The following is a 21,999-nucleotide window of genomic DNA, read 5'->3' on the forward strand; positions in this document are numbered from 1 at the left end:
GGTCGTACGTGACGCAGGAAACTGCGGGCCGGCGCACCCGCAAGGCACAATGGAAAGCATGACCCTCACAACTTTCGCCCTCGTCCGCCATGGCCAGACCGATTGGAACGCGGAGCGCCGGTTGCAGGGGTCCACTGACATCCCGCTGAACGACGTCGGCCGCGGCCAGGCGCGTGACGCCGTCGCCTTCCTGTCGGACCAGCCGTGGGACGCAGTGGTGTCCTCGCCGCTGGGCCGTGCCGCCGAAACTGCGGAGATCATCGCCGAAGGACTAGGCCTCAAGGTTGCGCGGCTGGTTCCCGAGCTGACGGAACGCAGCTTCGGACCCGCCGAAGGGCTGCAGGCCGGCCCAGAACTGGAGGCGCTCCGCGTTCCGGGAGGTTTCCGCGGAGGCGAATCCGACGAGGCGGCGGCTGACCGTGGCATGGCTGCCTTGGAAGAGCTGGCCGGAGAGTTTGCCGGCAAGCGCGTCCTGGTGGTGGCGCACGGCACTTTGATCCGGCTGACGTTGAGCCGGGCTATCGGGCGCACTTTGGACAGCGTGCAGAATGCAGTGCTCAATCTGGCCCATCACCACGTCACTAACGGCTGGCAACTGGAGTACTTCAACGGCGAGCGCGTCACGGCCGACGCCGTTAGCTAGCAGGAACTGACCCGCCCCGGACAGCGATGAGCTCAAGCAGGGCCTCTGCCTTGAGCCCAAGAAGGGCGGCTGCAAGGTTTCCCACCAAATCAAGCACATACTCGCTGGTGGCGCTCCCGGCGAGCACATCCATGACAAGGCCGTCTTCCTGGGCAACAAGGGTCCGGGCAATTTTGGCTGGATCCAGCAGCGGAGAGAACTCACCTGAGCTGGTTCCGGCGTCGATGATTTCCCGGTAGACGCGTTCCTGTGCGCTGGTGAGCTCTTCCTGGATCCGGCGTTGCTCGGCGTCTCGGAGCATGTGGGGCCAGTACTCGTACAGAATCCGGGAGACGTCGTCGTCCAGTCCTGCAGTAGTGCCGGCGCTGATGACGGCGGCGAGCCTGGCGGTGGGAGTCATGTTCAGGTCAACGGCTTCGGCGAGCTTCTCCAGAAATCTGCCGGAGGAAGCCTGCACGGCGGCAGCGATGATGTCGGCATGGCTGCCGAAGTAGTAGAGCACTGCGTTGGCGGCCATGCCTGCCTCGGCGGCAATGGCGCGGAGCGTGGCGCCCTCAGCGCCGTCGCGGGCTGCCACGGCCTGTGCTGCCGCAACGATTTCCTGCCGCCGAATGTCCTTCTTGTCTACCTTGGCCACTACCGCTCCCCCCGTGGACGCCTGAAGATTCCTGTTGACATTGACTCTAGACCGGTATTGAATGGCATTCAAATTTGAATGTGATTCAAATTACTGATTCCAGATACGACTTACTGATTCAACGAGGAGTCTCCGTGTCACATCCCCCGTCCCCCACCCCACTCGCTAGCGGCCCAACCCCAAAAGACGCACCATCAAAGAGCCCGGCACCAAGCGAGCCAACGTCCAAGGGCCTGAAAGCAGGCTCCATCGGCATCGGACCGACCGTGGCCCTCGGGCTGGCCGCCGTCGCTCCGGCCTATAGCCTGGCCGTGACGCTCGGCTTCGTGGTCCTTGCCGTGGGAGCGAGCACCCCTGCCGCATTCCTGCTGGGCTTCGTCCCCATTCTGTTCACCGCCCTCGCGTTCAGGGACCTCAACAAGGAAATGCCCGACTGCGGTGGCGTGTTCGTCTGGATCACCCGCGTTTTCGGGCCCACCGCTGGCTGGTTCCTTGGCGGATGGGTGCCACAAGTGGCCACGTTCATTGCGAGCGCCGCACTCGCCCAAGTGGCCACCACTTATCTGCTCAACTTTTTTGGTCTGGCCTGGATCGCCGCGGAACCGATCGCTGTAGCTGCCATCGCATGCGGGCTGATCGCCTTGAGTGCATGGATCGCGGCGAGGGGAATCGAACTCTCCGCCTGGGTACAGTACGCGCTGATTGGCCTCCAGCTCGTGGCACTGGGGGGATTCTGTGTCGCCGCCTTCACTGCCATGGCCACGGGCAACGCCACAGACGGCGCCGAAAAGCCGGGTCTGGAATGGTTCAACCCCTTTTCATCAGGCGACATGTCCGGACTCGTGTCCGGCGTCATCCTGTGCCTGTTCATCTACTGGGGCTGGGATGCACTGATCGCCGTGAACGAGGAAACCACGGACCGCAAGGGAACGCCCGGTAAGGCGGTAGTCATCACCACGGTCATCCTCCTGTTCTTCTATGTAGTGACCGCTACGGCCGCCGTCGGATACGCCGGAACTGCAAGCATCACCAACCCGGAAACCGTCTCGGATGTCCTTTCAGTCCTCGGGCCGCAGGCGACCGGAGAAGTGTTTGGCCAGGTCATCATCCTGGCAGTGGGACTTTCGGCGTTGGCAGCACTGATGACTGTTGCTGTCAGCACGCCGCGGACCTGGCTCAGCATGGGCACGTACGGCGCGCTGCCCAAGTCGACCACGAAGATGCATCCCAAGAGGGGAACGCCTACCACCTCCATCGCCTGGTGGGCAATCATCACCATGGCCATAACGTTGGGGTTGACGGCAATCAGCCCGGACTTCATCGGGCTGGGTATCCTTTCGGTGGGCCTGATGATAGCGGCCTATTACGCCGCGACAGCCTTGGCCTCGGTGGTGTACTTCGCCCCGCTGATGCGCACCTCTGCATCGACCCTGATCCTGAAGGGCATCCTTCCCGGCCTCGGAGCACTCCTCATGATCGGAGCGTTCGCATACAGCGCCGTCGACATGCTGTCCCCCGAGTACGTCGGGCTGTCGTGGCTGGGCATCGGCTCTGTGTTCTGGATAGGCATCGGTGCGCTGATCCTGGGCCTGCTGGTCACCGCGATCCTGAGGACCAGGCTGCGCCGTTTCTTCTCAGGCGAATCCATCCCCCGCGGAAACATCACCACCCGCCACCAACTTCCGTCCATCCTCAGCAACGACACTCATCACAACGAAACCGAGGCATAAATGCGCATCCTGTCCATCGCAGCCATTCAGACCAACCCCGTCCCCAATGATCTCGAGGCCACGTGGGCCCGGTTCGAGGCCCAAGCCGAATCAGCCAAGAAGCTGGGCCCGGATGTGGACGTCATCGTGGTTCCGGAACTGCTGCTTTCCGCGCCGGGCGAGTTCCTGCTCCCGGACCCCGACGGCGAAACCCGTTCCGCCGCGCCCATCCCGAGCCCACTCACCCACCGCATCTCCGCGCTGGCCCGCAGGCTGAACGTGTGGCTTGCGCCCGGCTCACTGCTGGAAACGGACAATGGGAACACGTACAACACCGCCATTGCTGTCTCCCCGCAAGGAGAAATTGTGGCGCGCTACAGGAAGCTCTTCCCGTGGCGACCGTTCGAAACCACCACTCCCGGCGATTCCTTCGTCACTTTCGACATCCCCGGCTGTGGACGCATCGGCCTGGCCATCTGCTTCGACGGCAGCTTCCCCGAAGTCGCCCGCCAATTGGCATGGCTCGGCGCAGAGGTCATCATCCAGCCCACACTCACCACCACGCGGGACCGGGCAATGGAAATCGTCATGTCCCAGGCCAACGCCTTCGCCAACCAGGTGTACGTGGTGAACGTCAACGGAGCATCCCCCTCCGGCGTGGGAGAGAGCGTCATCGTCGACCCCGAGGGCACCATCATGCAGCACGCCCGGGGCGGTGAGGAGATCCTGTTCGCCGTCCTGGACTTGGACCGCGTCACCCAGCTCCGCCGCTATGGCACTCACGGCATCAACCGCCCTTGGGCCCAGCTCCGGGACCAGGAAGGCCTGCTGCGCTTCCCGATGTTCGGCGGAGCTCACTTCCAATCGCCGGAGTGGAGTGGCGATTCCACTTCAGCACGGCAGGGCAGCGGCAGCGGCAGCGGACAGGCCTGACCACACGCCCAACCTGAGGAGCGTTCGACGGCGGGCTGCCGCCGTCGAACGTTTTCACCTCACCCTAGAGAAGATCAGATTGCTTACTTCTATACTGGCGTTGTGATGGCATCACTATGGTTCGGATTGATTGCCTCCAGCGCCCTGGTCATAGGCGCAATCATCGGCGTGCGTTTCGAACTGCCAAAACGGCTCCTGGCCATCCTGCTGTCCTTCGCGGCCGGCTCACTCATCACGGCTTTGGCCTTCGAACTGTTCGAGGACGCGTACGAACAAGGCGGAATCGTGCGCGCAGCGGTGGGGCTCCTTGCCGGGGCCATCGTGTTTACGGCGTTGAGCGCCCTGCTGGACCGCTGGGCCCAACCCGGGAGAACCTCGAAATCCAAACCCGCGGACGAAATACAGGGCAGCCCCAAGCTGGACACCGACGCCGCCGCGTCCGATAAAGCCGCCACCTCCGCCTCAACACGAGGCGCCGCCGGCATGGCCCTCTTGGCTGCGGTCACCTTGGACGGCGTGCCCGAAAACGTCGCCTTGGGCATCTCCCTGGGAGAGGGATCCGGCGGCCTGGCACTGCTTGCGGCCATCTTCGTTTCCAACCTGCCCGAGGCTTTGGTGGGAGCTTCGTCCATGCGCAGCCAGGGTCGCAAGGCTGGGCGGATCATGCTGCTCTGGAGCGTATGCGCTGTGTTGCTGGTTGCCGCCGTCGTCCTCGGAGCGGGGCCGCTCTCCTCAGCCCAGCCCGAGACGATCTCCCTGCCCTTGGCATTTGCAGCGGGCGCCGTGATCGCATCGCTAGCGGACACTCTTATGCCAGAGGCCTACGAACACGGTGGCCCGGCCGTTGCGCTGAGCACGGCAGCAGGATTTGTTTTGTCGTTCACCCTCTCGCTCGCCTGAGCCGCTGGGCTTTAACCTCAGAGGCACTGACGAAAGAAAGCGCACGACGGCGAGTATCCGCCGTCGTGCGCTTCTTCCGTAGCTTGAGTTGCTAGACCTCGGGGCGCCGCTCGACAATCGTGTGCGGTTCATCGCGGCGCTCAACAACGGTGTGGGGATCGCCGCGGCGCTCAACAACTGTGCGACGGGTCCGGTTGGACATGGCGATGGAAATGATGAGACCGACGATGCCGACCCCGATCAGAATGTAGCCGACCAGGACCTGGTCAAGGAAGGGGATGATTCCGGGGGCGAGCGCGAAAGCCAGAATAGCTCCGATGGCAATCAGGGCGATGGAAGAACCAATTCTCATAACGTGCTCCTCATGTTTTTTCGACGCAGTCAGGGCCTGCAGCCGAATCCGTATCATCAGGATACTTACGTTCCACCTCGCCGACCAGCATCAACCCGGCGCCATTGTCAGTGGCCGTACCGTGCCGCCACCCTGACAATGGCGTCCTCTGGGGTCGGCGCGGGGCCGAAGACCTGCTCCTGGCGGGTGACGTCCGCAACGTACTTTCCGGTCTCGAACCACGCCACCATGCTTGCCATATCGCCCACCAACGGAAGGATTTTCGCAGTCACCTTGCCGAGTCCAGCAATGGCGCCGGCGGGTATGGACATCACCTTGATCTGCTTGCCGGCCCGGCGTCCGGCAATTTCCGCGGCTTCGTGGATACTCAAGGGCCGACTCCAGCCGATATCAATGCGCTCTCCCTCAACAATGTCCGCGTCAACTGCCTCTGCAAGGTAGGCGGCAACATCGCTGGCCAGGACGAACGTGAGCCTGGCGTCTTTGGAACCGAGCCAGACGAAGCGGCCCTTAGCGAAGGGATCACCACCCATGCCTACCGCCTGGTCAAAGAAGGCGCCTGGCCGGAGGGCCACAAAGGGAACGCCGAGCTCCTCGAATTTGTCCTCGGCCAGCTTCTTGTTCCAGAAGTGGGGAATTTGGGGAGTTTGATCGCTGGTGACGATACTGATCAGCACAAAACGCGGCACTCCGGCGTGTTTGGCCGCGACGGCCAGATTGCTGTTGCCGAAGGTGTCGATGGCCTTGGCGTTCTTGTCATTCCGCGTATATCCAGCCGCCGTCGATATTGCCGCGGAAACGCCGGTCATTGCGGTGATCAAAGAGGCGGCGTCCAACATGTCTCCGCGGGCGATCTCAACACCCTTGGCCTCAAGCTTGGCGGCATTGGACTTGGGCCGGACCAGGGCCCGGACTTTCTTTCCGCGCTTGAGCAATTCGTCCACCACTTGTGCACCCAAGAAGCCAGTGGCGCCAACAACAAGGACAGGCAGGTCTTCGGCCACTGTTTCTCCTCAGGGGTTTGTTCCTAGGGTCAGTGGTAGCACGAGGCCGGAGCTTGGGGCTAGGGGGCGTTTCAGCTACACACTAAAACTCAAATGGTGATGACAACCTTCCCGCGGGCTTTACCGGCGTCCAAATACCGCATGGCATCAGGGACCTGGGCCAGCGGATAACTTCGGTCTATTTCAGGGGTAATGGTTCCCGCTTCGAGGATGCCTGCAAGGTATTCCAGATCCGCTGCGGTTTGGGTGCCCACAATCATGGTGAGCCGCTGGCGGATGAAGGGAGAGAGCGCCACGGCCCGGAACTGGCGATCCAAGCTGCCCGTCCAGGACCCGCCTTCCTCCCCACCGGTGATCACTGCTGTTCCCGAAGAAGTAAGCGCCCTGCGAAGACGGGAAACCGAAGGGTTGCCGGCTATATCGATAATGACGTCGTAGCGCTCGCTGCCATCAGCGAAGTCCCGTGAGGCGTAGTCGATGACATGGTCAGCGCCGAGTTCCCGAACCAAGTCCGCCTTGGCGGCACTCGCCACCCCGGTTACCTCGGCACCGGCCGCCTTGGCGATCTGCACCGCGTAACTGCCCACACCGCCCGAGGCGCCAGTAATCAGGACCTTGAGTTCCTTCGCTACGGGGCCTATGCCCGGATCGATACCTCCCGCACGCAACGCGATCAAAGCCGTGCACGCGGACACGGGAACCGCGGCTGCTTGCTCGAAGCTGATGCCCGCCGGTTTGTGGGCAAGCTGGTTCTCGCGGGCAGCGGCGTATTCCGCGAACGATCCCTTCCCTGACCCGAAAACCTGGTCGCCCACGGCAAACCGCGTGACTTTAGCCCCGACAGCCTCCACAGTTCCCGCGAGGTCGAGCCCGGGCACGGGGTTCCTTGGCGCGCGGAAGCCGTAAGCCAGGCGCAACGCAAACGGCAAACCTGTGGTGACGTGCCACGTACCGCGATCGAGCCCGGCTGCCCGGACCTTCACCAGAACCTCGTTTTCCTTGATGGCCGGGCGAGGAACCTGCGCCTCGTGAAGCACATCCGCGGAGCCATACGCTTCCTGCACGATGGCCCTCAGGTTTCCGGGCGACGCCTCTTCCTTGCGCGCTTCCTTGGACGGCTGACCAGTGGTCATGGGTCGGACCTTTCTTTTCGTACGCTGTACCAAACACGCTACCGTACACTGTACTAAACCGCTAGAGCCTTACCCTCAACGCAAGGAGTCCACGTGTCCACCGCAGCATCCCAGCGCCTGCCCCTCAGCAGGGAACGAGTACTGGAGTGCGCAGTTGCGCTCGCTGACGAATCCGGACTGGCCGCGCTGACCATCCGCACGCTTGCCCAGAGCATGGGAACCAAGCCCATGTCGCTCTACTACTACGTAGCCAACAAGGAAGAGATCCTTGATGGGATCGTGGATATGGTCTTCAGCGAAATCGAACCGCCGGTACCGGGGGGAGATTGGCGCGCAGAAATGCAGCAGAGGGCTCACGGAGTGCGATCAGCGCTCAGGCGCCACCCGTGGGCAGTCGGGCTGCTGGAAAGCCGGTCCGCACCGGGACCGGCCACACTCCGGCACCATGAAGCAACGCTGGCAACACTGAGGGAGGCAGGCTTCTCCGTCCAGCTGACGGCCCACGCCTACGCCCTGATGGACAGCTACATCTACGGCTTCGCCCTTCAGGAAGCAGCACTCCCGTTCGAGGGCAGGGACACCGCGGCCGAGATCACCAACCCCATCATGGAGCGCTTCGCCACAGGTGAGTATCCGCGCATGGTGGAGATCGCCGTCGAGCACGTCCTCAAACCCGGCTACGACTTTGGCGACGAGTTTGGGTTCGGCCTGGACCTGATCCTTGAAGGTCTCAACCGGCTGAAATCCGGCGGGGAATAAGTGCCTTTTGGCTGGAGACGCGAGTCTCATTGAAGGCGCTCAGGCCAACGGGGTACGGTCAGGCATAGCTGACGACGCCGAATGAGGGAGCTGAGTTCATGGCCAGGATCGAGGACTATGCGATCATCGGAGACCTGAACACTGCCGCCTTGGTGGGTCGCAGCGGTTCCATCGACTGGATGTGCCTGCCGCGCTTCGACTCCCCCGCCTGCTTCGCCGCACTGCTGCACACCCCCGACGCCGGCCGCTGGCTGCTGGCGCCCGCCGGGACAGCGGACGGCGGCGACTGCACGCGACGCCGATACCGTGAGGACACTCTCATCCTGGAAACGGAATGGGAAGTTGACGGCGGATCCGTGCGGGTCCTCGATTTCATGCCCGTCCGCGACGACGCCGTGGATCTGGTGCGGATCGTCGAAGGAGTGTCGGGCGAGGTCACCATGCAGATGGAACTGGTCCTGCGCTTTGATTACGGCCGGGTGGTGCCGTGGGTCCGTCATGGCGAGCACGGCATCAGCGCGGTGGCCGGCCCCGACAGCGCCTACCTCACCACCCCCGCTCCCCTGGAGGGCCGGGACAAGCGCACCTTCAGCGAATTCACCGTCCGCGCGGGCGAACGCGTTCCCTTCGTGCTGCGCTGGGCTCCAAGCCACGAACGCGAGCCACGTCGAATCAATCCGATGCATGCACTGGAGGCGACGGAGTCGTTCTGGCTGGAATGGATCGGCCGCAGCGAGATGACGGGCAAATACAAAGAACCGGTGGAGCGGTCCCTCATCACCCTCAAGGCACTCACCTATGCGCCCACAGGCGGCATTGTGGCCGCCGCAACAACCTCCCTGCCCGAGCAAATCGGCGGGCCCCGCAACTGGGATTATCGGTATTGCTGGTTGCGCGACGCCACCTTGACCCTGCAATCGCTGCTCGCCGCCGGCTACACGGAGGAGGCCGCCGCCTGGCGCGACTGGCTGCTGCGGGCGATAGCCGGCGACCCGTCGGAACTTCAGATTGTGTACGGGCTCGACGGCGCCCGGAGACTTCCGGAGGCGGACATTCCCTGGTTGTCGGGTTACGAAGGTTCGCTGCCCGTCCGTACCGGAAACGCGGCCGCCCCGCAGCTTCAATTGGATGTGTGGGGCGAAGTCCTGGACGGGCTTTCGCTGACCCGGGCGGCATCCCCGGATGGCAGTGTGGATAGCTCCTGGGACATTCAAGTCGCTCTGATGGAGTTCCTCGAAGGGGCATGGGACCAGCCGGACAACGGGCTGTGGGAAATGCGCGGACCACGGCAGCACTTCACCCATTCCAAGGTGATGGCGTGGGTGGCTGCTGACCGAATGGTCAAAGCCGTCCGAACATCGGGCTTCCCAGGTCCTGCCGACAGGTGGGCTGCGCTCCGCAGCGAAATCCATGCAGATGTCATGGCCAAGGGCTTCGACGATGAACTCAACAGCTTCGTCCAGTCCTACGGCAGCAAGGAACTGGATGCGAGCCTGCTCCTGATTCCACGTGTAGGCTTCCTGCCCCACCGGCATCCGCGGGTTATTGGAACTGTGGACGCCATCCAGAAGCGACTCACCGACGACGGGCTGGTCCTTCGGTATCGCACCCAGTCCGGACACGACGGACTCCCGGGTGATGAAGGTGTTTTCCTGGCATGTTCGTTTTGGCTGGTGGATGCGCTGCTGGGAATCGGCCGTTCCGGCGAGGCTACCGAGCTATTTGAGCGACTTCTTAGCTTGCGTAACGATGTGGGCCTGCTCAGTGAGGAATGGGATCCGCGCACGCAGCGGCACCTCGGCAACACCCCGCAGGCCTTCAGCCATTTCCCGTTGATTCACAGCGCCCTGCAACTTCATCAGGGCGAGGCCCACAGCAGCGACACCCCGCTTCACAAGCCCAAGCATCCGGACAGCGCCAGTGGCTCTACCCTTCGGAATGATCCTCGCCTTCGGTAGCTGATGGTTCGCCCTTGTGGCTCGCTTCCTCCAAGTGGAGGTCCAGCTTACGTTCGGCTTCGCGCCGACGCTGACCTACGGTCCGCATCTGCTGCGTGGTGGGGTCGCCCCGATCTTCCCACGCTGCGCCGATTGGCGCGGCGGGCTGCACCTGCTCTTGTTCGCCCATACCCCATGGTCCCATCACCAGTTCGTCAGCGATAGCTAAAACTGCCGTTGCGAGGCCCGCTCTGCACGCTCTCCCGGCTCTTTGGGGCGCAGAGCGGGCCTCACAACGTATGTTTAGCGGCGGGTCTCGCCCGTGCCGGTTCCTTCTGTTTCGATCCGCTCCTTGCGGACTTCCTCGTCAACCTTGACGTCGTCCCTCACAGTGTCCTTTTCGAGGCGAACGCGCTCAACAGGAACGGTTTCTTTCTCCACCACGGGCCGTTCCTCGTGCAGGGTGACCTCGTGTTCGCTCTCGGTCAGATCCGGACCGGACATGGCGTCGCCGGCGTTGGCGTCAGTGATGGGCTCGCGCTCCAAACGGACTTCTTCGCGCTCTACCGGCACCGTGGTGGTGACGTTTTCCGTGGTGATGTACTTGCGCAGCCGCGCCCTACCGGTGGCTTGCCGTTCGGTACCCACGTTCAACTGTTCTTCCGACCTGGTCATGGCGTCGTCGTCGCGGTTGGTGTCAGTATCGCGGGTGTAGTTGGCATCAGTGTCCACTGCATCCCTGGTGCCGGTAGTGCCCGCCGTCCCGACCGTGCCGGTAGTGGTGCCGGCATAGTCCCCATGGCCACTGAAGCTGTCCCCGCCCTCAAGTCCATAGTGGTTGTACAGGCGGCTCTCCTCGCCCGGATCCAGGTGCCCGTCTTCGGCCACACGCGGGGCATCCTTGATGTGGTCCTTGCTGAAGGGAACCACCACGTCGTCACCTTCCACCGTGGCGTCCTGCAGGGGAATGAACGATTCCGAACTGCCAAAAAGGCCGGTTTTGACGGTCACCCAGGTGGGCTCACCCGTGTCGTCGTCGGTGTAGAACGTGCCAATGGAGCCGACCTTGTCACCTTCGGTGGTGCGGACGTTTCCGTTGAGGCCCATCAAACGGTCAATGTTTTCCCTCGCGAGCATGATGTCTCCTTGGAATGCGGTTCTCTTACTGTGGATTGCCAAGCGGGCTGCATCACCAGGCATGGTTTCCGGACGCCGACAGGGACTCGAATCAACCCGTCGGCTTTAAGGAACACCAAATAATAAGCATGCTTAGTGTTTGCTTGGCAAGCCCCAATTGAAGAATCAATGGCGCTTGCCACGCCCAGGATTTCACTGTGATGAGTACGGGTTCCGGAGGGAGATTCCGGACTAGCCTCAGCTTGCGCTGGACTTCACTGGCTCTAACTTCACAAGCGCTAACTTGACCGCCACCAGGGCGAAAAGAGCGTACGACGGCGAGCTACCGCCGTCGTACGCTCTTTGCAGCGCTTCAGAAGCTTGGGTGGGCGGCCCGTCCCGGGTAGCGTGAGCCGAGGACAGGTTGCGCCCCGCCGCGAGCGGACGATCCCAAGGAGTTGCCCCATGAGCAGATCCCACCGAGCGTCACAGCATGAACCGGACACCGCCGTCGAACTCAATCCCTTGTTCAGCAGGCCCGGAGAATCCAACATTTTCCCCCGCTTCACCCTGCCGGACGGCGAATCGTTGCCGGCCACGGCTTACCAGGTTGTCCACGACGAAGCGATGTTGGACGGCAATTCGCGGCTGAACCTGGCCACATTCGTCGGGACATGGATGGAGACGGAAGCATCCAGGCTTTATGCCGAGACGTTCGACAAGAACATGATCGACAAGGACGAATACCCGCAGACAGCACTGATCGAGACGCGCTGCTGGCGGATGCTCGCGGACCTGTGGAATGCGCCGGATCCCGAGAAGAGCATCGGCACCTCCACCATCGGGTCCTCCGAGGCCTGCATGCTTGGCGGCTTGGCCTTGAAGCGACGCTGGCAACATGACCGGCGCGCTGCCGGCAAGTCCACGGAGAAGCCCAACCTCATCCTCAGCTCCGCCGTCCAGGTGTGCTGGGAGAAGTTCTGCAATTACTGGGACGTGGAGCCCCGGTTCGTCCCGGTCTCGGCCGAGCATCCCACATTGGACGGCCATGACCTGGACAAGTATGTGGACGAGAACACCATCGGCGTCGTCGCCATCCTGGGCGTCACCTACACCGGCAAGTACGAGCCGGTGGAGCTCATCTCCGAGGCCTTGGACGAGATTCAGGCACGTCGCGGACTGGACATCCCCATCCACGTGGACGGTGCTTCCGGAGCCATGGTGGCACCGTTCCTGCAACCCGGAACCGTGTGGGATTTCCGGCTCCCCCGCGTCGCTTCCATCAACACCTCCGGCCACAAGTACGGACTGGTGTACCCGGGCTTGGGCTGGGTGGTGTGGCGGGACGCGGCGGCACTCCCCGAGGACTTGATCTTCCACGTCAGCTACCTCGGCGGGGACATGCCAACGTTTGCGCTGAACTTCTCCCGGCCCGGCGCCCAGGTGTTGCTGCAGTATTACCTGTTTCTCCGGCTCGGCTTTGCCGGATACAGGTCTGTCCAAGCGACGTCCAGGGATGTGGCACTTTACCTCTCCAGCGAGATCGGGGCGATGGACGCGTTCACCCTCTGGAGCGACGGGTCGGATATCCCGGTATTCGCATGGCAGCTCAGCGATGGCCACACGGAGCATTGGGACCTTCACCACCTCTCGGAACGGCTCAGAATGAACGGCTGGCTGGTTCCGGCCTACCCGTTGCCCGATGGTTTGAGTGAGGTCACAGTCCAAAGGATCGTAGTCCGCAACGGTTTCACCCGGGACCTCGCCTCCAGCTTCCTGGCTGACCTCAAGAAGGAAGTCGACTACCTCGATAGCCTCACGGCGCCGATGCCCACGGACAAGCAGTCAGAAGGCTTTCACCACTAACTCCGGGAAGGGAAGTTCCATATGTGTCGGCTCTTCGGGCTCCACGCCGGTCCACGGCCGGTGCGTGCCACCTTCTGGTTGTTGGATGCGCCGGACAGCCTCTCCGTGCAAAGCCGACGCGAGCCCGACGGCGCCGGCATAGGTACGTTTGATACGGCAGGCAGGGCGCACGTAGCCAAACAGCCTTTGGCGGCGTGGGAGGATCACGCTTTCGCCCGCGAAGCGAGGGACCTGAAGAGCACCACGTTCCTGGCCCATGTGCGGTACGCCAGCACCGGCGCGCTCACCATGGCCAATACGCACCCGTTCGAGCAGGACGGGCGGCTTTTCGCGCACAACGGTGTTCTCCACGGTTTGGAGCAACTTGATCAGCGCCTCAATGAGCTCGGCGTGATGGACCTGGTGCTGGGACAGTCGGACAGCGAGCGCCTTTTCGCACTCATCACGGCGGAAACGCGCCTCGCCGGAGGGGACGTAGGGACCGGCATAGTGAAGGCCATCAACTGGGTCGCTCGGGAGCTCCCCGTTTTCAGCCTCAACTTCATCCTGACCACCGCAACGGACATGTGGGCGCTGAGATACCCGGCCACCCACGAGTTGTACGTGCTTGAACGGCAGGCCTCTGCATCTGCCCCGCTCGACGCCCGAAGTCATCGGATCCGTTCGAAGAGTACCGAGCTTTCCCGTTCCCCGCTTGTCCTCTTCGCCACCGAACCCATGGATTCCAATCCTGGCTGGCGGCCCATGGAGTCCGGCGAGCTGGTTCATGTCGGTCCGGATCTCTCCGTAACTTCCACTGTTCCGTTGCCGAAAGCTCCTTCGCATCGGCTCACCCTCGCCGATCTCGAACCGACCGCGGCGGCGTCGCAGCAGCCTTGATCGCCGCTTCGGCGGTCCGAACCAAACGCGGGAAACGCACGACGGCGACCTGCCGCCGTCGTGCGTTTCCCCGCCAATGCGCCTCGTCAGGTATGTCAGCCAGCGACTGGTGCCGCTTCCTTCTTGAGGAACACCGCCACGGCCGCGGCAGCCGCGAGGCAAAGGGCCGCATTCACGGCGATGGCTACCGTGACGCCGTTCAGCACCGCGGGCGCGTCGCTCGCGCCGAGGGCAAGCAGCTGAGCGGTGAATACCGCGCTCATCACCGGGATCCCCATGGTGATGCCGATCTGCTGGCTCATGGTTGCCAGCCCGGTTGCCATGCCTTGATCTGCGTCGGGCAGCCCTGAAGTGGCGGTCACCATGAAGCCCACGATGACCACCAGGTTGGCGACGCCCCCAACGAATGTCGCCACCAGGAGGAGCCCGATGGAACCCGGATCCGAGCTGAGCAACACCAGCGCTCCGGTGGCCGCTGCCTGAACCACGAACCCGTACACGATTGCCCTTTTGCTGCCGACCCTCGCAATTACTTTGGGTCCGAGCATGCCGCCGAGCACTATGCCCAAGCCCAGGACGGCGAAGGAAAGACCCGCTCCGAGCGGCGTATAGCCGAGGACCTGCTGCAGGTACAGGGTTAGCAGGAACACCAGCGATGTCTCGGTAACGAAGGCCATGACTCCGGCGACGTTGCCCCACGCCACGCTCGAACGCTTGAGGATGGCAAGAGGCACCAGCGGATGCGGCGCCCGGCTTTCAACCATGGCAAACACCGCAAAGAGGACGACGGCGGCCGCAAGCGCACCGAGCGTCAGAGGGTGGGTCCAGGTGTGTTCGGCGGCATGCGTGAGGCCAAAGACGAGTGCGAGCAGGCCAAGGGTGACCGTAACGGCGCCGGGAACGTCGAGCCGTAGCTTGGACGTTGCCCGGCTTTCGGCGAGTACAACGGGTGCAATGAGGAGAACGGCTGCCGCAACGGGCACATTGATGAAGAACGCCCACCGCCAGCTGAGGAGGTCGGTCAGCAGCCCACCCAGGATCGCCCCAGTGGTGAATCCGGCGGCCATCAGGGACCCATTGAGCCCCAGTGCTTTGTCCCGAAGAGGGCCTTCCGGGAACGAAACCAGAAGCAGTGACAGGGCCGCCGGTACCACCATCGCCGTTGCGATGCCTTGGCCCACCCTTGCCAGCAGCAGCACCGCCGGTTCAGTGGCCAGGCCACCAGCCAGTGATGCTGCCCCGAGCAGCGCCATACCGATCAGGAACATCCTCCGCCGACCCGCCAAGTCCGCCACTCGGCCGAACAGCAACGTGAAGCCAGCGGCGCACAGTGCAAAAGCCGTTGCGACCCATTGGAGGTTTTCCAGCGAGAAACCGACGTCGGAGCCGATTGCGGGCAGTGCGACGTTGAGGATCGAGAAATCGACGGCCAGCGTGAAACTCGCTGCCAGGAGGACGATGAGCGCCAGCCGTTGTTTGGTGGTCATGCTTTGTGGGGCCTTGTTTTGTGGGGCCCTGCTTTGTGCTGGCTCGATGTGGGGATGGCTGGCTCTAGTGGTTGTTGGCATGCGTTTGGTTGTTGGCATGCGTTCAGCGTGGCCGTCTTCGTGTGCGGTAACCACACCCCGCTGTGGGTACCACTGGCAGTGACAGGACAACCCCGGCAATTAGCTGAACAATGGGGGCATGGGTACACATAGCGAACTTGGGGAGTTCCTTCGCATCCGTCGGGCATCCTTGCAGCCCGAGGACGTGGGCGTTCTAAATTACGGCATCCGGCGCGTCCCTGGCCTGCGACGGGAGGAACTGGCCATGCTGGCCGGAGTCAGCACTACGTATTACACACGGCTGGAGCAGGGCCTGAGTACAAACGCCTCAGAAGCTGTCATCGATGCAATCGCTCGTGCCCTGAACCTCAGCAAAGACGAACGCGTGCATCTCTTCAACCTGGCTCGTCCGGGAAAGACGAAACGCCGCACGCCGGCAAAGCCGGACAAAGTGCGGCCGGGGACACTGCGGTTGATCCAGTCCATGCCCGGCACTCCGGCGGTGGTGCTGGGGCGTCGAAGTGAAGTGTTGGCGTGGAACTCCTTGGGACACCGGCTCGTTGCCGGCCACCTGGACTTCGCAGCGCCCGAGGCCCCCTCTACTCGTCCCAACATGACCCGACTGTTATTCCTCGACGATCACACACGGGAGCTGTACACGCGTTGGCCGGAAGAGGCGAGAAGGGCGGTCGCGTCATTGCGCCTCGTGGCGGGAAAATCTGCCGATGACCAGGAACTGGCGTCCCTGGTTGGTGAGCTGACCTTGAAAAGCCCTGATTTTGCGAAGCTCTGGGCCCGGCACCCGGTGGAGAACTGCATGTCCGGTGTGAAATACCTGCACCATCCTGAAGTGGGATATCTGGAGCTGAACTTCGAGGTACTCACGCCGCCGGACGAATCGGGGCATCGGGTGCTCCTGTACGCCGCAGACCCGGGATCAGCGGCTGCGGGAGCCCTGCAGTTGCTTCAGGTTTCAGGTGACACCCGGAAAGTCCCGCGCGGTTTGGCGGAAATCGACTCATAAGGCATGCGGCACTTTAGTAAGTATGCTTGCTTTCTTGTCGGGGGTGGTGTTTTGCTTGATTAACCAAAGGCACCCGGATTAGGAGCTGACATGGTCTACGAAAATGGTGCGGGCTCAAGCACTCCCGAAGCCCGTAGGGACGACGTCGTCCGAGCGGAAAAGGAACGCTTCGGCGGCATCAAATGGGGCTCGGCTTTCTTTGGCTGGCTGACGGCCATCGGGATGACGGTCCTGCTCAGCGCCTTAGCCACGGCCATTGGCGTGGGGGTAGGAGCAGCGAATCCGTCCGGCGCCGAACAGGCGGCAGACCAGGCCCAGCAGAATGCGGAAACCTTGGGCATCGTCAGCGGAATCGTCCTCGCAGTGGTCTTGTTCCTGGCTTACTACTGCGGCGGATACGTCGCTGGCCGCATGGCCCGTTTCGACGGAGCTAAACAGGGGCTCGCCGTGTGGCTGTGGGGCATCATCATCGCCATTATCGTGGCAGTCCTCGCGGCGGTGGCCGGGAGCCAGTTCAACATTCTCGACAATCTCAACGGCGCACCGCAGATTCCCGTCGACGGAAGCCTGATGACCACCAGCGGGATCATCGGTCTCGTCATCGCCCTGATCATCCCCCTACTCGGCGCCATCGTCGGCGGCAAGGCCGGCATGCGCTTCCACCGAAAGGTCGATCAAGCGGGCATCGATCACCAAGACGGAGTCGTCTGATAGGCGCCGCCCAAAGTTGGGGCCGGCACACGCGACACTGGCTCAAGGTCGTTTGAAACCCGCTTTCGAGCTTCGTTCTTCGATGGCTTCAAGCTCTTGGAACAGCGTGATCTGGAGACCTGCGGGTGCTTCGAGTCGCGAATTCAATGACTTCCACGGGGTTTCCCTGGGTTCAGCAATCAAGGTGCCCCCTGCTTCGACCAAGTCTCTAGTGGTTGCTGCGGAATCATCCACTTCGAAGGCTAGGCGAATCTTGGCACTGGGCTGGCCATCGGCCTCTACCTGGTCGATCAGCCGCACTTGGGCGGGGTTGGAAATCTCCAGGGTAGCCCGGCCGGCTTCGAGGATAGTGACGCGCGCATCCCCCTCTCCTTCGAAAGCAGCCTGCTCGGTGAGGCCCAGGGCATCGCGGAAAAATGCCACCGCAGCTTCGTAGTCCTCAGCCTCCACGACGAGGCGCAACTGCCGGACCGGTGATTTTGGACTTGGATCAATAGTCATGTTTGTACGGTAGGTCCTGGAGCCCCGATCTTTCGACAACCTGAGCCGTGGACTGACTTTTTCCACATAGCGTCAATGAGGGCTGATAGATGTGGCGCCATCCTGACAGAGTTGAGTTATGGAAGGCATAGGGCAGATTTTGGCGCGGCGGACGGGTTCGTCCGACGCCAGTGAGATGCCCACGCGCGTCTCGCCCTCCCCGCTCGACACGTTTTCCCCGCTTCCAACGCGTGAGCGCCCGACGACGGCAGGCGCCGACGCGGAAACCTCACTGGTTCCTGAGCTACTTCTTCGACTCGCGTCGGCGCCCGTTGCCCGGGAATCTGCGCCTCCAGGGTCCCGCGAATGTTCCACGCCCGAAAATGCGGCGCGCGAGGAGGAGGCGCCCCAGCAGTTGCCCTCGCCCAAGGCCTCCGCCCCCGAGCAGGCGCCGGAGCCGCTATGGCCGGAGTTGCTGCGGCCGAAATCCTCGGCGCCGGGTTTGCCAGTAGTGGAAGCGGCGCTCCACGAGTGTGCTGCCGCAGCGGATGCGTTGCGATCAATGGCGGCCGATGAAGCGCGGTTGTTTGGTTTTGTTGAGGCTGCCGATTTCGCGGGCAGGGTCGAGGAGATCTCCCGGTCGTTGGAGTACTTGCAGGTCGTCGCGGCGCAGGCGGTGGAACGGACCCGGAAGGAAGGACAGCAAGCGTCGCCGGGGCTGTCCGCGTTCGGGGCCGGGCCGGGGTGGCGGACGGGGTGGACTGAACCAGAGCCAGCATCCGAAACCCCGGCAAGTTCTGTGAACGCGGCGATGTCCTCGGAAGTTCGCAGTACCCCAGATGCGGCTACAGCGGCCGCCGATTCAGTGAGCCCTTTGGATGACGGGTACCGGAATGCCGCTGAGTTCCTTCGGGCCCGGTTGCGGATCAGCATCGGGGAAGCCCGCCGCAGGCTCGCCCTCGCCCCCGACGTCCTGCCCCAGGCGGGAATCGCCGGGCAACAGATCCCGGCCCGACGCGAAGTCCTGGCCGACGCCCTCTCCTCAGCCCTGGTACCGTCCCGGTCCGCGACGATCATCAGCACCGCCCTGGACACAGTCCGGCAACTCACCGATGAGGACACCATCACCCGGATGGAACACGCCCTCACCACCACCGCGATGGAATCCGACCCGGACTTCGTCACCAAAATGACCAAACGCTGGACCGACAGGATCGACCAGGACGGTACCGAACCATCCGAAGAAGTCCTCCGCCAACTCCAAGGCGCGTTCCTCCGCCGCCGACGCCGCCACGGACTCCACCACCTCGAAATCTTCGCCACCGCCGAACAATACGAAACCCTCACCACCGCCATGAACACCGCCACCAACCCACGACTCACCACCGGCAACCATCCCACCGGCAACCATCCCACCGGCACCAATCCCATCGGCAGCAAGCCCAGCGGCCCGGACCTGGACCGCCGCAGCCGGGCCCGGAAACTCCTCGACGGCCTCGTCGGTGCCTGCGCCCTGGCGATGACCACCGGGAAACTGCCCTCCAACGGCGGACTCCGACCCCAACTCACCGTCACCATCGACGAACGCGACCTCTTCGAACAAGTCAACGACCACCAACGACTCAGCACCGGCACAGCAACCTTCACCGGCCCGATCCACCCGAACACCATCCGCAAAATCGCCTGCGACGCCGACATCATCCCCGTCCTCCTCGGAACCGACTCCCGCGTCCTGGACATCGGCCGCACCACCCGGATCTTCCCACCCCACATCCGCAAAGCCATCACCGCCCGCGACGGCGGCTGCGCCTTCCCCGACTGCACCATCCCCGCACCCTGGTGCGAAGCCCACCACACCACCTACTGGTCAAACGGCGGCACCACATCAACCAACAACGGCACCCTGCTCTGCAGCCACCACCACCACCTCATCCACAAGGAACAATGGCGCATCGACATCACCACCGGGGTCCCCTGGTTCATCCCCCCACCCCACCTCGACCCCCAACAAACACCACGACGTAACCACCACCACACACCCCAGAGAACATAAAGGTGGTGTAGCCCGGCTGACGTGAGTCGGGGTGCGCGCGGATGCTGCCTGTTGCCTGCTCACCCGGGTGCTGCCTGCCACCCGCTTCACCCGGGTGCGCCGGTGCCGCCTACTTGCGACCAGCGACCAGACCTGCAACCAGACCTACCGCGAAGTCGGCCAGCCTGTGTACGACTCAGCCAGATACGCCTTGGCGTGCTCAGATGTGACAACGGAGTGAAGCTCGCCAAGCTGTCGGGCGCGATCGAAGTCGTCGGCTCCGGGAACGGTGTGCAGCATGGACGTCATCCAGTAAGAGAAGTGCTGGGCCTTCCACACACGGTCCAGGGCCTGCTCGCTGTAGGAATCGAGCAGCGCAGTCGACCCGTTCGAGTAGAACGAATCGAGGCCTTCGAAGAGCACCTTGACGTCGTGGATGGCCAGGTTGAGGCCCTTGGCGCCGGTGGGTGGGACGGTGTGCGCAGCGTCGCCCGCGAGGAAAAGGTTGCCGTGACGCATGGGGGTGTGCACGAAGCTGCGGAAAGGCAGGACCATCTTTTCCAGGACGGGTCCTTCCTTGAGCTCAAAGCCGTTGCCGTTGACGCGCTTGCGGAACTCGGACCAGATGCGTTCGTCGTCCCAGTCGGCAACGTTTTCCTTAGGGTCGCACTGGAAGTACATGCGCTGAACAGTTTCGGTGCGCTGGCTGATCAAGGCGAAGCCGTTCGCAGAGTTGGCATAGATGAGCTCGTCGGCGCTGCGGGGGGCCTCCGCGAGGATTCCGAACCATGCGAACGGATACTCGTGGAAGTACCACTTTCGGTTTGCTTCGGGGATCTGGAAGCGGCAGTGGCTGCGCGACCCATCGGCACCTACCAGGAAGTCGGCCTGGATTTCGAAATCCTGACCGTCGGCGTCGGTGAACCAGACTTTCGGCTTGCCTTCGAGGTTGTGCACAGTGGTGTCGGTGACGCTGTATCGGACGTCGCCGCCGTCGGCCTCGCGCTTCGCGGCGAGGTCCATGAACACGTCCGTCTGCGGGTACAACCACACGGACTCACCCACGAGTTCCTTGAAATTGATGCGATGGCTCTCACCGTTGAAGCGCAGTTCAATGCCGTCGTGCCGGTCACCTTCGAGCAACACGCGGTCCGAAACGCCGGAATCGACCAGCAGGTTAACGGTGCCGTGCTCGAGAATTCCAGCGCGGACAGTCTCCTGAATTTCCTTACGGCTGCGGATCTCCACCACCACGGATTCGATGCCCTGCTTGGCCAGCAAGTGCGAGAGCATGAGGCCCGCGGGACCTGCGCCCATGATGGCGACTTGGGTGGTGATTGGTGTACGTGCCATGGTTTTCCTCGCTTCGTTGCGGATCCCGGCTTACTCGGAAGCGGGATGAATCTGGAATCAGTGTGGCCCGCATGGCGTGATTGGCGTTACAACAATTCCGTTGAACGGAAGGACGAGCTAGTCCGCCAATTGGCGGCCGATCCCCCGGGCCGCTGTTTGGAGAGCGGGCACCAGGGCCTGCAGCCGCATCTCCGCAAGGGGCACCACTACTCCGAGCGCCGCCACGGTTCGACGCTTGGCATTGATCACCGGCACGGCAATGCCCCACGTGTCCGGGTCCACCACGCCAGCCAGTTGCGCGTACCCCTGTTGGGCTGCTTCGGCCAGGAAATGACGCACGACGTCGGCGCTCACCTTTCCAGCCGGATCTGCGAACTGCTTGAGGTACTCCGCCTGCAGTTCACGCGACTGGTGGGACATCAGGGCAAGACCCGCAGAGGAAATGTGGACCGGCATCCGTCCGGCGATACGCGCCCGGTTGGCTACCGACCCCCGCCGGGAAAGCCGCTCCACAAAAAGGGCTTCCCATCCGTCAAGCACAGCCAGATTCACGTTCTGGTTGAGGACTTGCTGAATGTCTTCCATGAAGGGCATGGCTGCCTGTCGCAGAGCCAGCGTGGGCGAATTCCGGTTGACGAGCTCCCACAGACGCAGTCCCAGGCGAACAGTCCCGCCGGCACCAAGCTCCAGCAGTCCATGCTCGGAAAGTTGCCGGACCAGCCGGTGAGCTGACGACAGCGGGAGTCCGGCGCGGTCGGCCAGTTCGCTCAATTGAAGGGAGGTCGCCCCTTCCGGGAAAGCTTCCATGACCCGCACAACACGGTCCACCACGGAATCGCCGGATGCTGAGTTGGCCACATGGACTCCTGGTTTATCGGTGAGTTTCCATTCAATGGTAGAACGTGTGCCAGGCAACATGATGCGGTGATACAACTCTCATGACTGACCGAACGTTCTGTGGTCGGCACCAACCACCAAGAAGTA

Annotated in this window: 21 protein-coding genes; 11 read left to right on the plus strand and 10 right to left on the minus strand. The window is 62.9% G+C overall.

What is annotated here, in order from left to right; all coding sequences use genetic code 11:
- The first annotated feature begins 49 nt into the window (after positions 1 to 49).
- Positions 50 to 643 (plus strand): histidine phosphatase family protein, encoded by a 594-nt coding sequence (locus ACNAOT_RS21730; protein ID WP_420179366.1) that lies wholly within the window; start codon positions 50 to 52, stop codon positions 641 to 643.
- Here the strand turns inward: ACNAOT_RS21730 and ACNAOT_RS21735 are convergent.
- Positions 636 to 1,280, minus strand: a complete 645-nt coding sequence (locus ACNAOT_RS21735; RefSeq protein WP_420179367.1) for a TetR family transcriptional regulator — start codon at positions 1,278 to 1,280, stop codon at positions 636 to 638. The two genes, ACNAOT_RS21730 and ACNAOT_RS21735, sit on opposite strands and share 8 nt — an antisense overlap.
- 134 nt (positions 1,281 to 1,414) lie before the next feature.
- Between ACNAOT_RS21735 and ACNAOT_RS21740 the strand changes: the two genes are divergently transcribed.
- From ACNAOT_RS21740 to ACNAOT_RS21750, 3 genes are all read left to right on the plus strand, one after another.
- Positions 1,415 to 3,010 (plus strand): APC family permease, encoded by a 1,596-nt coding sequence (locus ACNAOT_RS21740; RefSeq protein WP_420179368.1) that lies wholly within the window; start codon positions 1,415 to 1,417, stop codon positions 3,008 to 3,010.
- On the plus strand, positions 3,011 to 3,922 hold the full coding sequence (locus ACNAOT_RS21745; RefSeq protein WP_420179369.1) for a carbon-nitrogen hydrolase family protein: 912 nt from the start codon (positions 3,011 to 3,013) through the stop codon (positions 3,920 to 3,922).
- 102 nt (positions 3,923 to 4,024) lie between these two features.
- The gene (locus ACNAOT_RS21750) at positions 4,025 to 4,822 is read left to right on the plus strand and encodes a ZIP family metal transporter (protein ID WP_178993767.1); all 798 of its coding nucleotides are present in this window, start codon (positions 4,025 to 4,027) and stop codon (positions 4,820 to 4,822) included.
- A 91-nt stretch (positions 4,823 to 4,913) separates the two neighbouring features.
- Here ACNAOT_RS21750 and ACNAOT_RS21755 read toward each other — a convergent pair whose 3' ends face one another.
- The 3 genes from ACNAOT_RS21755 to ACNAOT_RS21765 form a co-directional block, all read right to left on the minus strand.
- Positions 4,914 to 5,174, minus strand: coding sequence for a DUF6458 family protein (locus tag ACNAOT_RS21755; protein WP_091463835.1), 261 nt, complete (start codon positions 5,172 to 5,174; stop codon positions 4,914 to 4,916).
- A 107-nt stretch (positions 5,175 to 5,281) separates the two neighbouring features.
- Positions 5,282 to 6,178 carry an SDR family oxidoreductase gene (locus ACNAOT_RS21760; protein WP_420179370.1) on the minus strand — a complete coding sequence of 299 codons (897 nt, stop codon included), beginning with the start codon at positions 6,176 to 6,178 and terminating at the stop codon, positions 5,282 to 5,284.
- Positions 6,179 to 6,267: 89 nt separating this feature from the next.
- Positions 6,268 to 7,311: an NAD(P)-dependent alcohol dehydrogenase gene (locus ACNAOT_RS21765; RefSeq protein WP_420179371.1), complete on the minus strand. Its 1,044-nt coding sequence runs from the start codon at positions 7,309 to 7,311 to the stop codon at positions 6,268 to 6,270.
- 93 nt (positions 7,312 to 7,404) lie between these two features.
- Here ACNAOT_RS21765 and ACNAOT_RS21770 point away from each other — a divergent pair, with 93 nt between their 5' ends.
- Together ACNAOT_RS21770 and ACNAOT_RS21775 are read left to right on the plus strand one after the other, a co-directional pair.
- Positions 7,405 to 8,070: a TetR/AcrR family transcriptional regulator gene (locus tag ACNAOT_RS21770; RefSeq protein ID WP_420179372.1), complete on the plus strand. Its 666-nt coding sequence runs from the start codon at positions 7,405 to 7,407 to the stop codon at positions 8,068 to 8,070.
- 98 nt (positions 8,071 to 8,168) lie between these two features.
- Positions 8,169 to 10,028, plus strand: coding sequence for a glycoside hydrolase family 15 protein (locus ACNAOT_RS21775; protein ID WP_420179373.1), 1,860 nt, complete (start codon positions 8,169 to 8,171; stop codon positions 10,026 to 10,028).
- Here the strand turns inward: ACNAOT_RS21775 and ACNAOT_RS21780 are convergent.
- A complete protein-coding gene (locus tag ACNAOT_RS21780) occupies positions 9,997 to 10,197 on the minus strand; it encodes a hypothetical protein (RefSeq protein ID WP_420179374.1) in 201 nt (66 codons plus the stop codon). The genes ACNAOT_RS21775 and ACNAOT_RS21780 overlap by 32 nt on opposite strands.
- A 113-nt stretch (positions 10,198 to 10,310) precedes the next feature.
- A complete protein-coding gene (locus ACNAOT_RS21785; RefSeq protein WP_420179375.1) occupies positions 10,311 to 11,144 on the minus strand; it encodes a PRC and DUF2382 domain-containing protein in 834 nt (277 codons plus the stop codon).
- A gap of 444 nt (positions 11,145 to 11,588) precedes the next feature.
- Between ACNAOT_RS21785 and ACNAOT_RS21790 the strand changes: the two genes are divergently transcribed.
- A complete protein-coding gene (locus ACNAOT_RS21790) occupies positions 11,589 to 12,989 on the plus strand; it encodes a glutamate decarboxylase (protein WP_420179376.1) in 1,401 nt (466 codons plus the stop codon).
- Between the two features lie 21 nt (positions 12,990 to 13,010).
- On the plus strand, positions 13,011 to 13,868 hold the full coding sequence (locus ACNAOT_RS21795) for a class II glutamine amidotransferase (protein WP_420179377.1): 858 nt from the start codon (positions 13,011 to 13,013) through the stop codon (positions 13,866 to 13,868).
- A 95-nt stretch (positions 13,869 to 13,963) separates the two neighbouring features.
- Here ACNAOT_RS21795 and ACNAOT_RS21800 read toward each other — a convergent pair whose 3' ends face one another.
- Positions 13,964 to 15,355, minus strand: coding sequence for an MFS transporter (locus tag ACNAOT_RS21800; protein ID WP_420179378.1), 1,392 nt, complete (start codon positions 15,353 to 15,355; stop codon positions 13,964 to 13,966).
- A gap of 199 nt (positions 15,356 to 15,554) precedes the next feature.
- Between ACNAOT_RS21800 and ACNAOT_RS21805 the strand changes: the two genes are divergently transcribed.
- Positions 15,555 to 16,439 carry a helix-turn-helix domain-containing protein gene (locus tag ACNAOT_RS21805; RefSeq protein WP_420179379.1) on the plus strand — a complete coding sequence of 295 codons (885 nt, stop codon included), beginning with the start codon at positions 15,555 to 15,557 and terminating at the stop codon, positions 16,437 to 16,439.
- 90 nt (positions 16,440 to 16,529) lie between these two features.
- Positions 16,530 to 17,150 (plus strand): hypothetical protein, encoded by a 621-nt coding sequence (locus tag ACNAOT_RS21810; RefSeq protein WP_091463864.1) that lies wholly within the window; start codon positions 16,530 to 16,532, stop codon positions 17,148 to 17,150.
- Positions 17,151 to 17,192: 42 nt separating this feature from the next.
- On the opposite strand, the gene ACNAOT_RS21815 is transcribed toward ACNAOT_RS21810, so the two are convergent.
- Positions 17,193 to 17,651: a VOC family protein gene (locus ACNAOT_RS21815; protein WP_420179381.1), complete on the minus strand. Its 459-nt coding sequence runs from the start codon at positions 17,649 to 17,651 to the stop codon at positions 17,193 to 17,195.
- A 118-nt stretch (positions 17,652 to 17,769) separates the two neighbouring features.
- Between ACNAOT_RS21815 and ACNAOT_RS21820 the strand changes: the two genes are divergently transcribed.
- A complete protein-coding gene (locus ACNAOT_RS21820) occupies positions 17,770 to 19,683 on the plus strand; it encodes a DUF222 domain-containing protein (RefSeq protein WP_420179382.1) in 1,914 nt (637 codons plus the stop codon).
- A gap of 144 nt (positions 19,684 to 19,827) precedes the next feature.
- Here the strand turns inward: ACNAOT_RS21820 and ACNAOT_RS21825 are convergent, their stop codons facing one another.
- Together ACNAOT_RS21825 and ACNAOT_RS21830 are read right to left on the minus strand one after the other, a co-directional pair.
- Entirely contained in the window at positions 19,828 to 21,015 is a 1,188-nt protein-coding gene (locus ACNAOT_RS21825) for a 4-hydroxybenzoate 3-monooxygenase (RefSeq protein WP_420179383.1), read from the minus strand.
- 117 nt (positions 21,016 to 21,132) lie between these two features.
- Positions 21,133 to 21,873 carry an IclR family transcriptional regulator gene (locus tag ACNAOT_RS21830; protein WP_420179384.1) on the minus strand — a complete coding sequence of 247 codons (741 nt, stop codon included), beginning with the start codon at positions 21,871 to 21,873 and terminating at the stop codon, positions 21,133 to 21,135.
- Positions 21,874 to 21,999 lie beyond the last annotated feature (126 nt).

The organism is Paenarthrobacter sp. TA1.8 (genome assembly GCF_048595705.1).
GTDB classification, from domain to species: domain Bacteria; phylum Actinomycetota; class Actinomycetes; order Actinomycetales; family Micrococcaceae; genus Arthrobacter; species Arthrobacter nitroguajacolicus.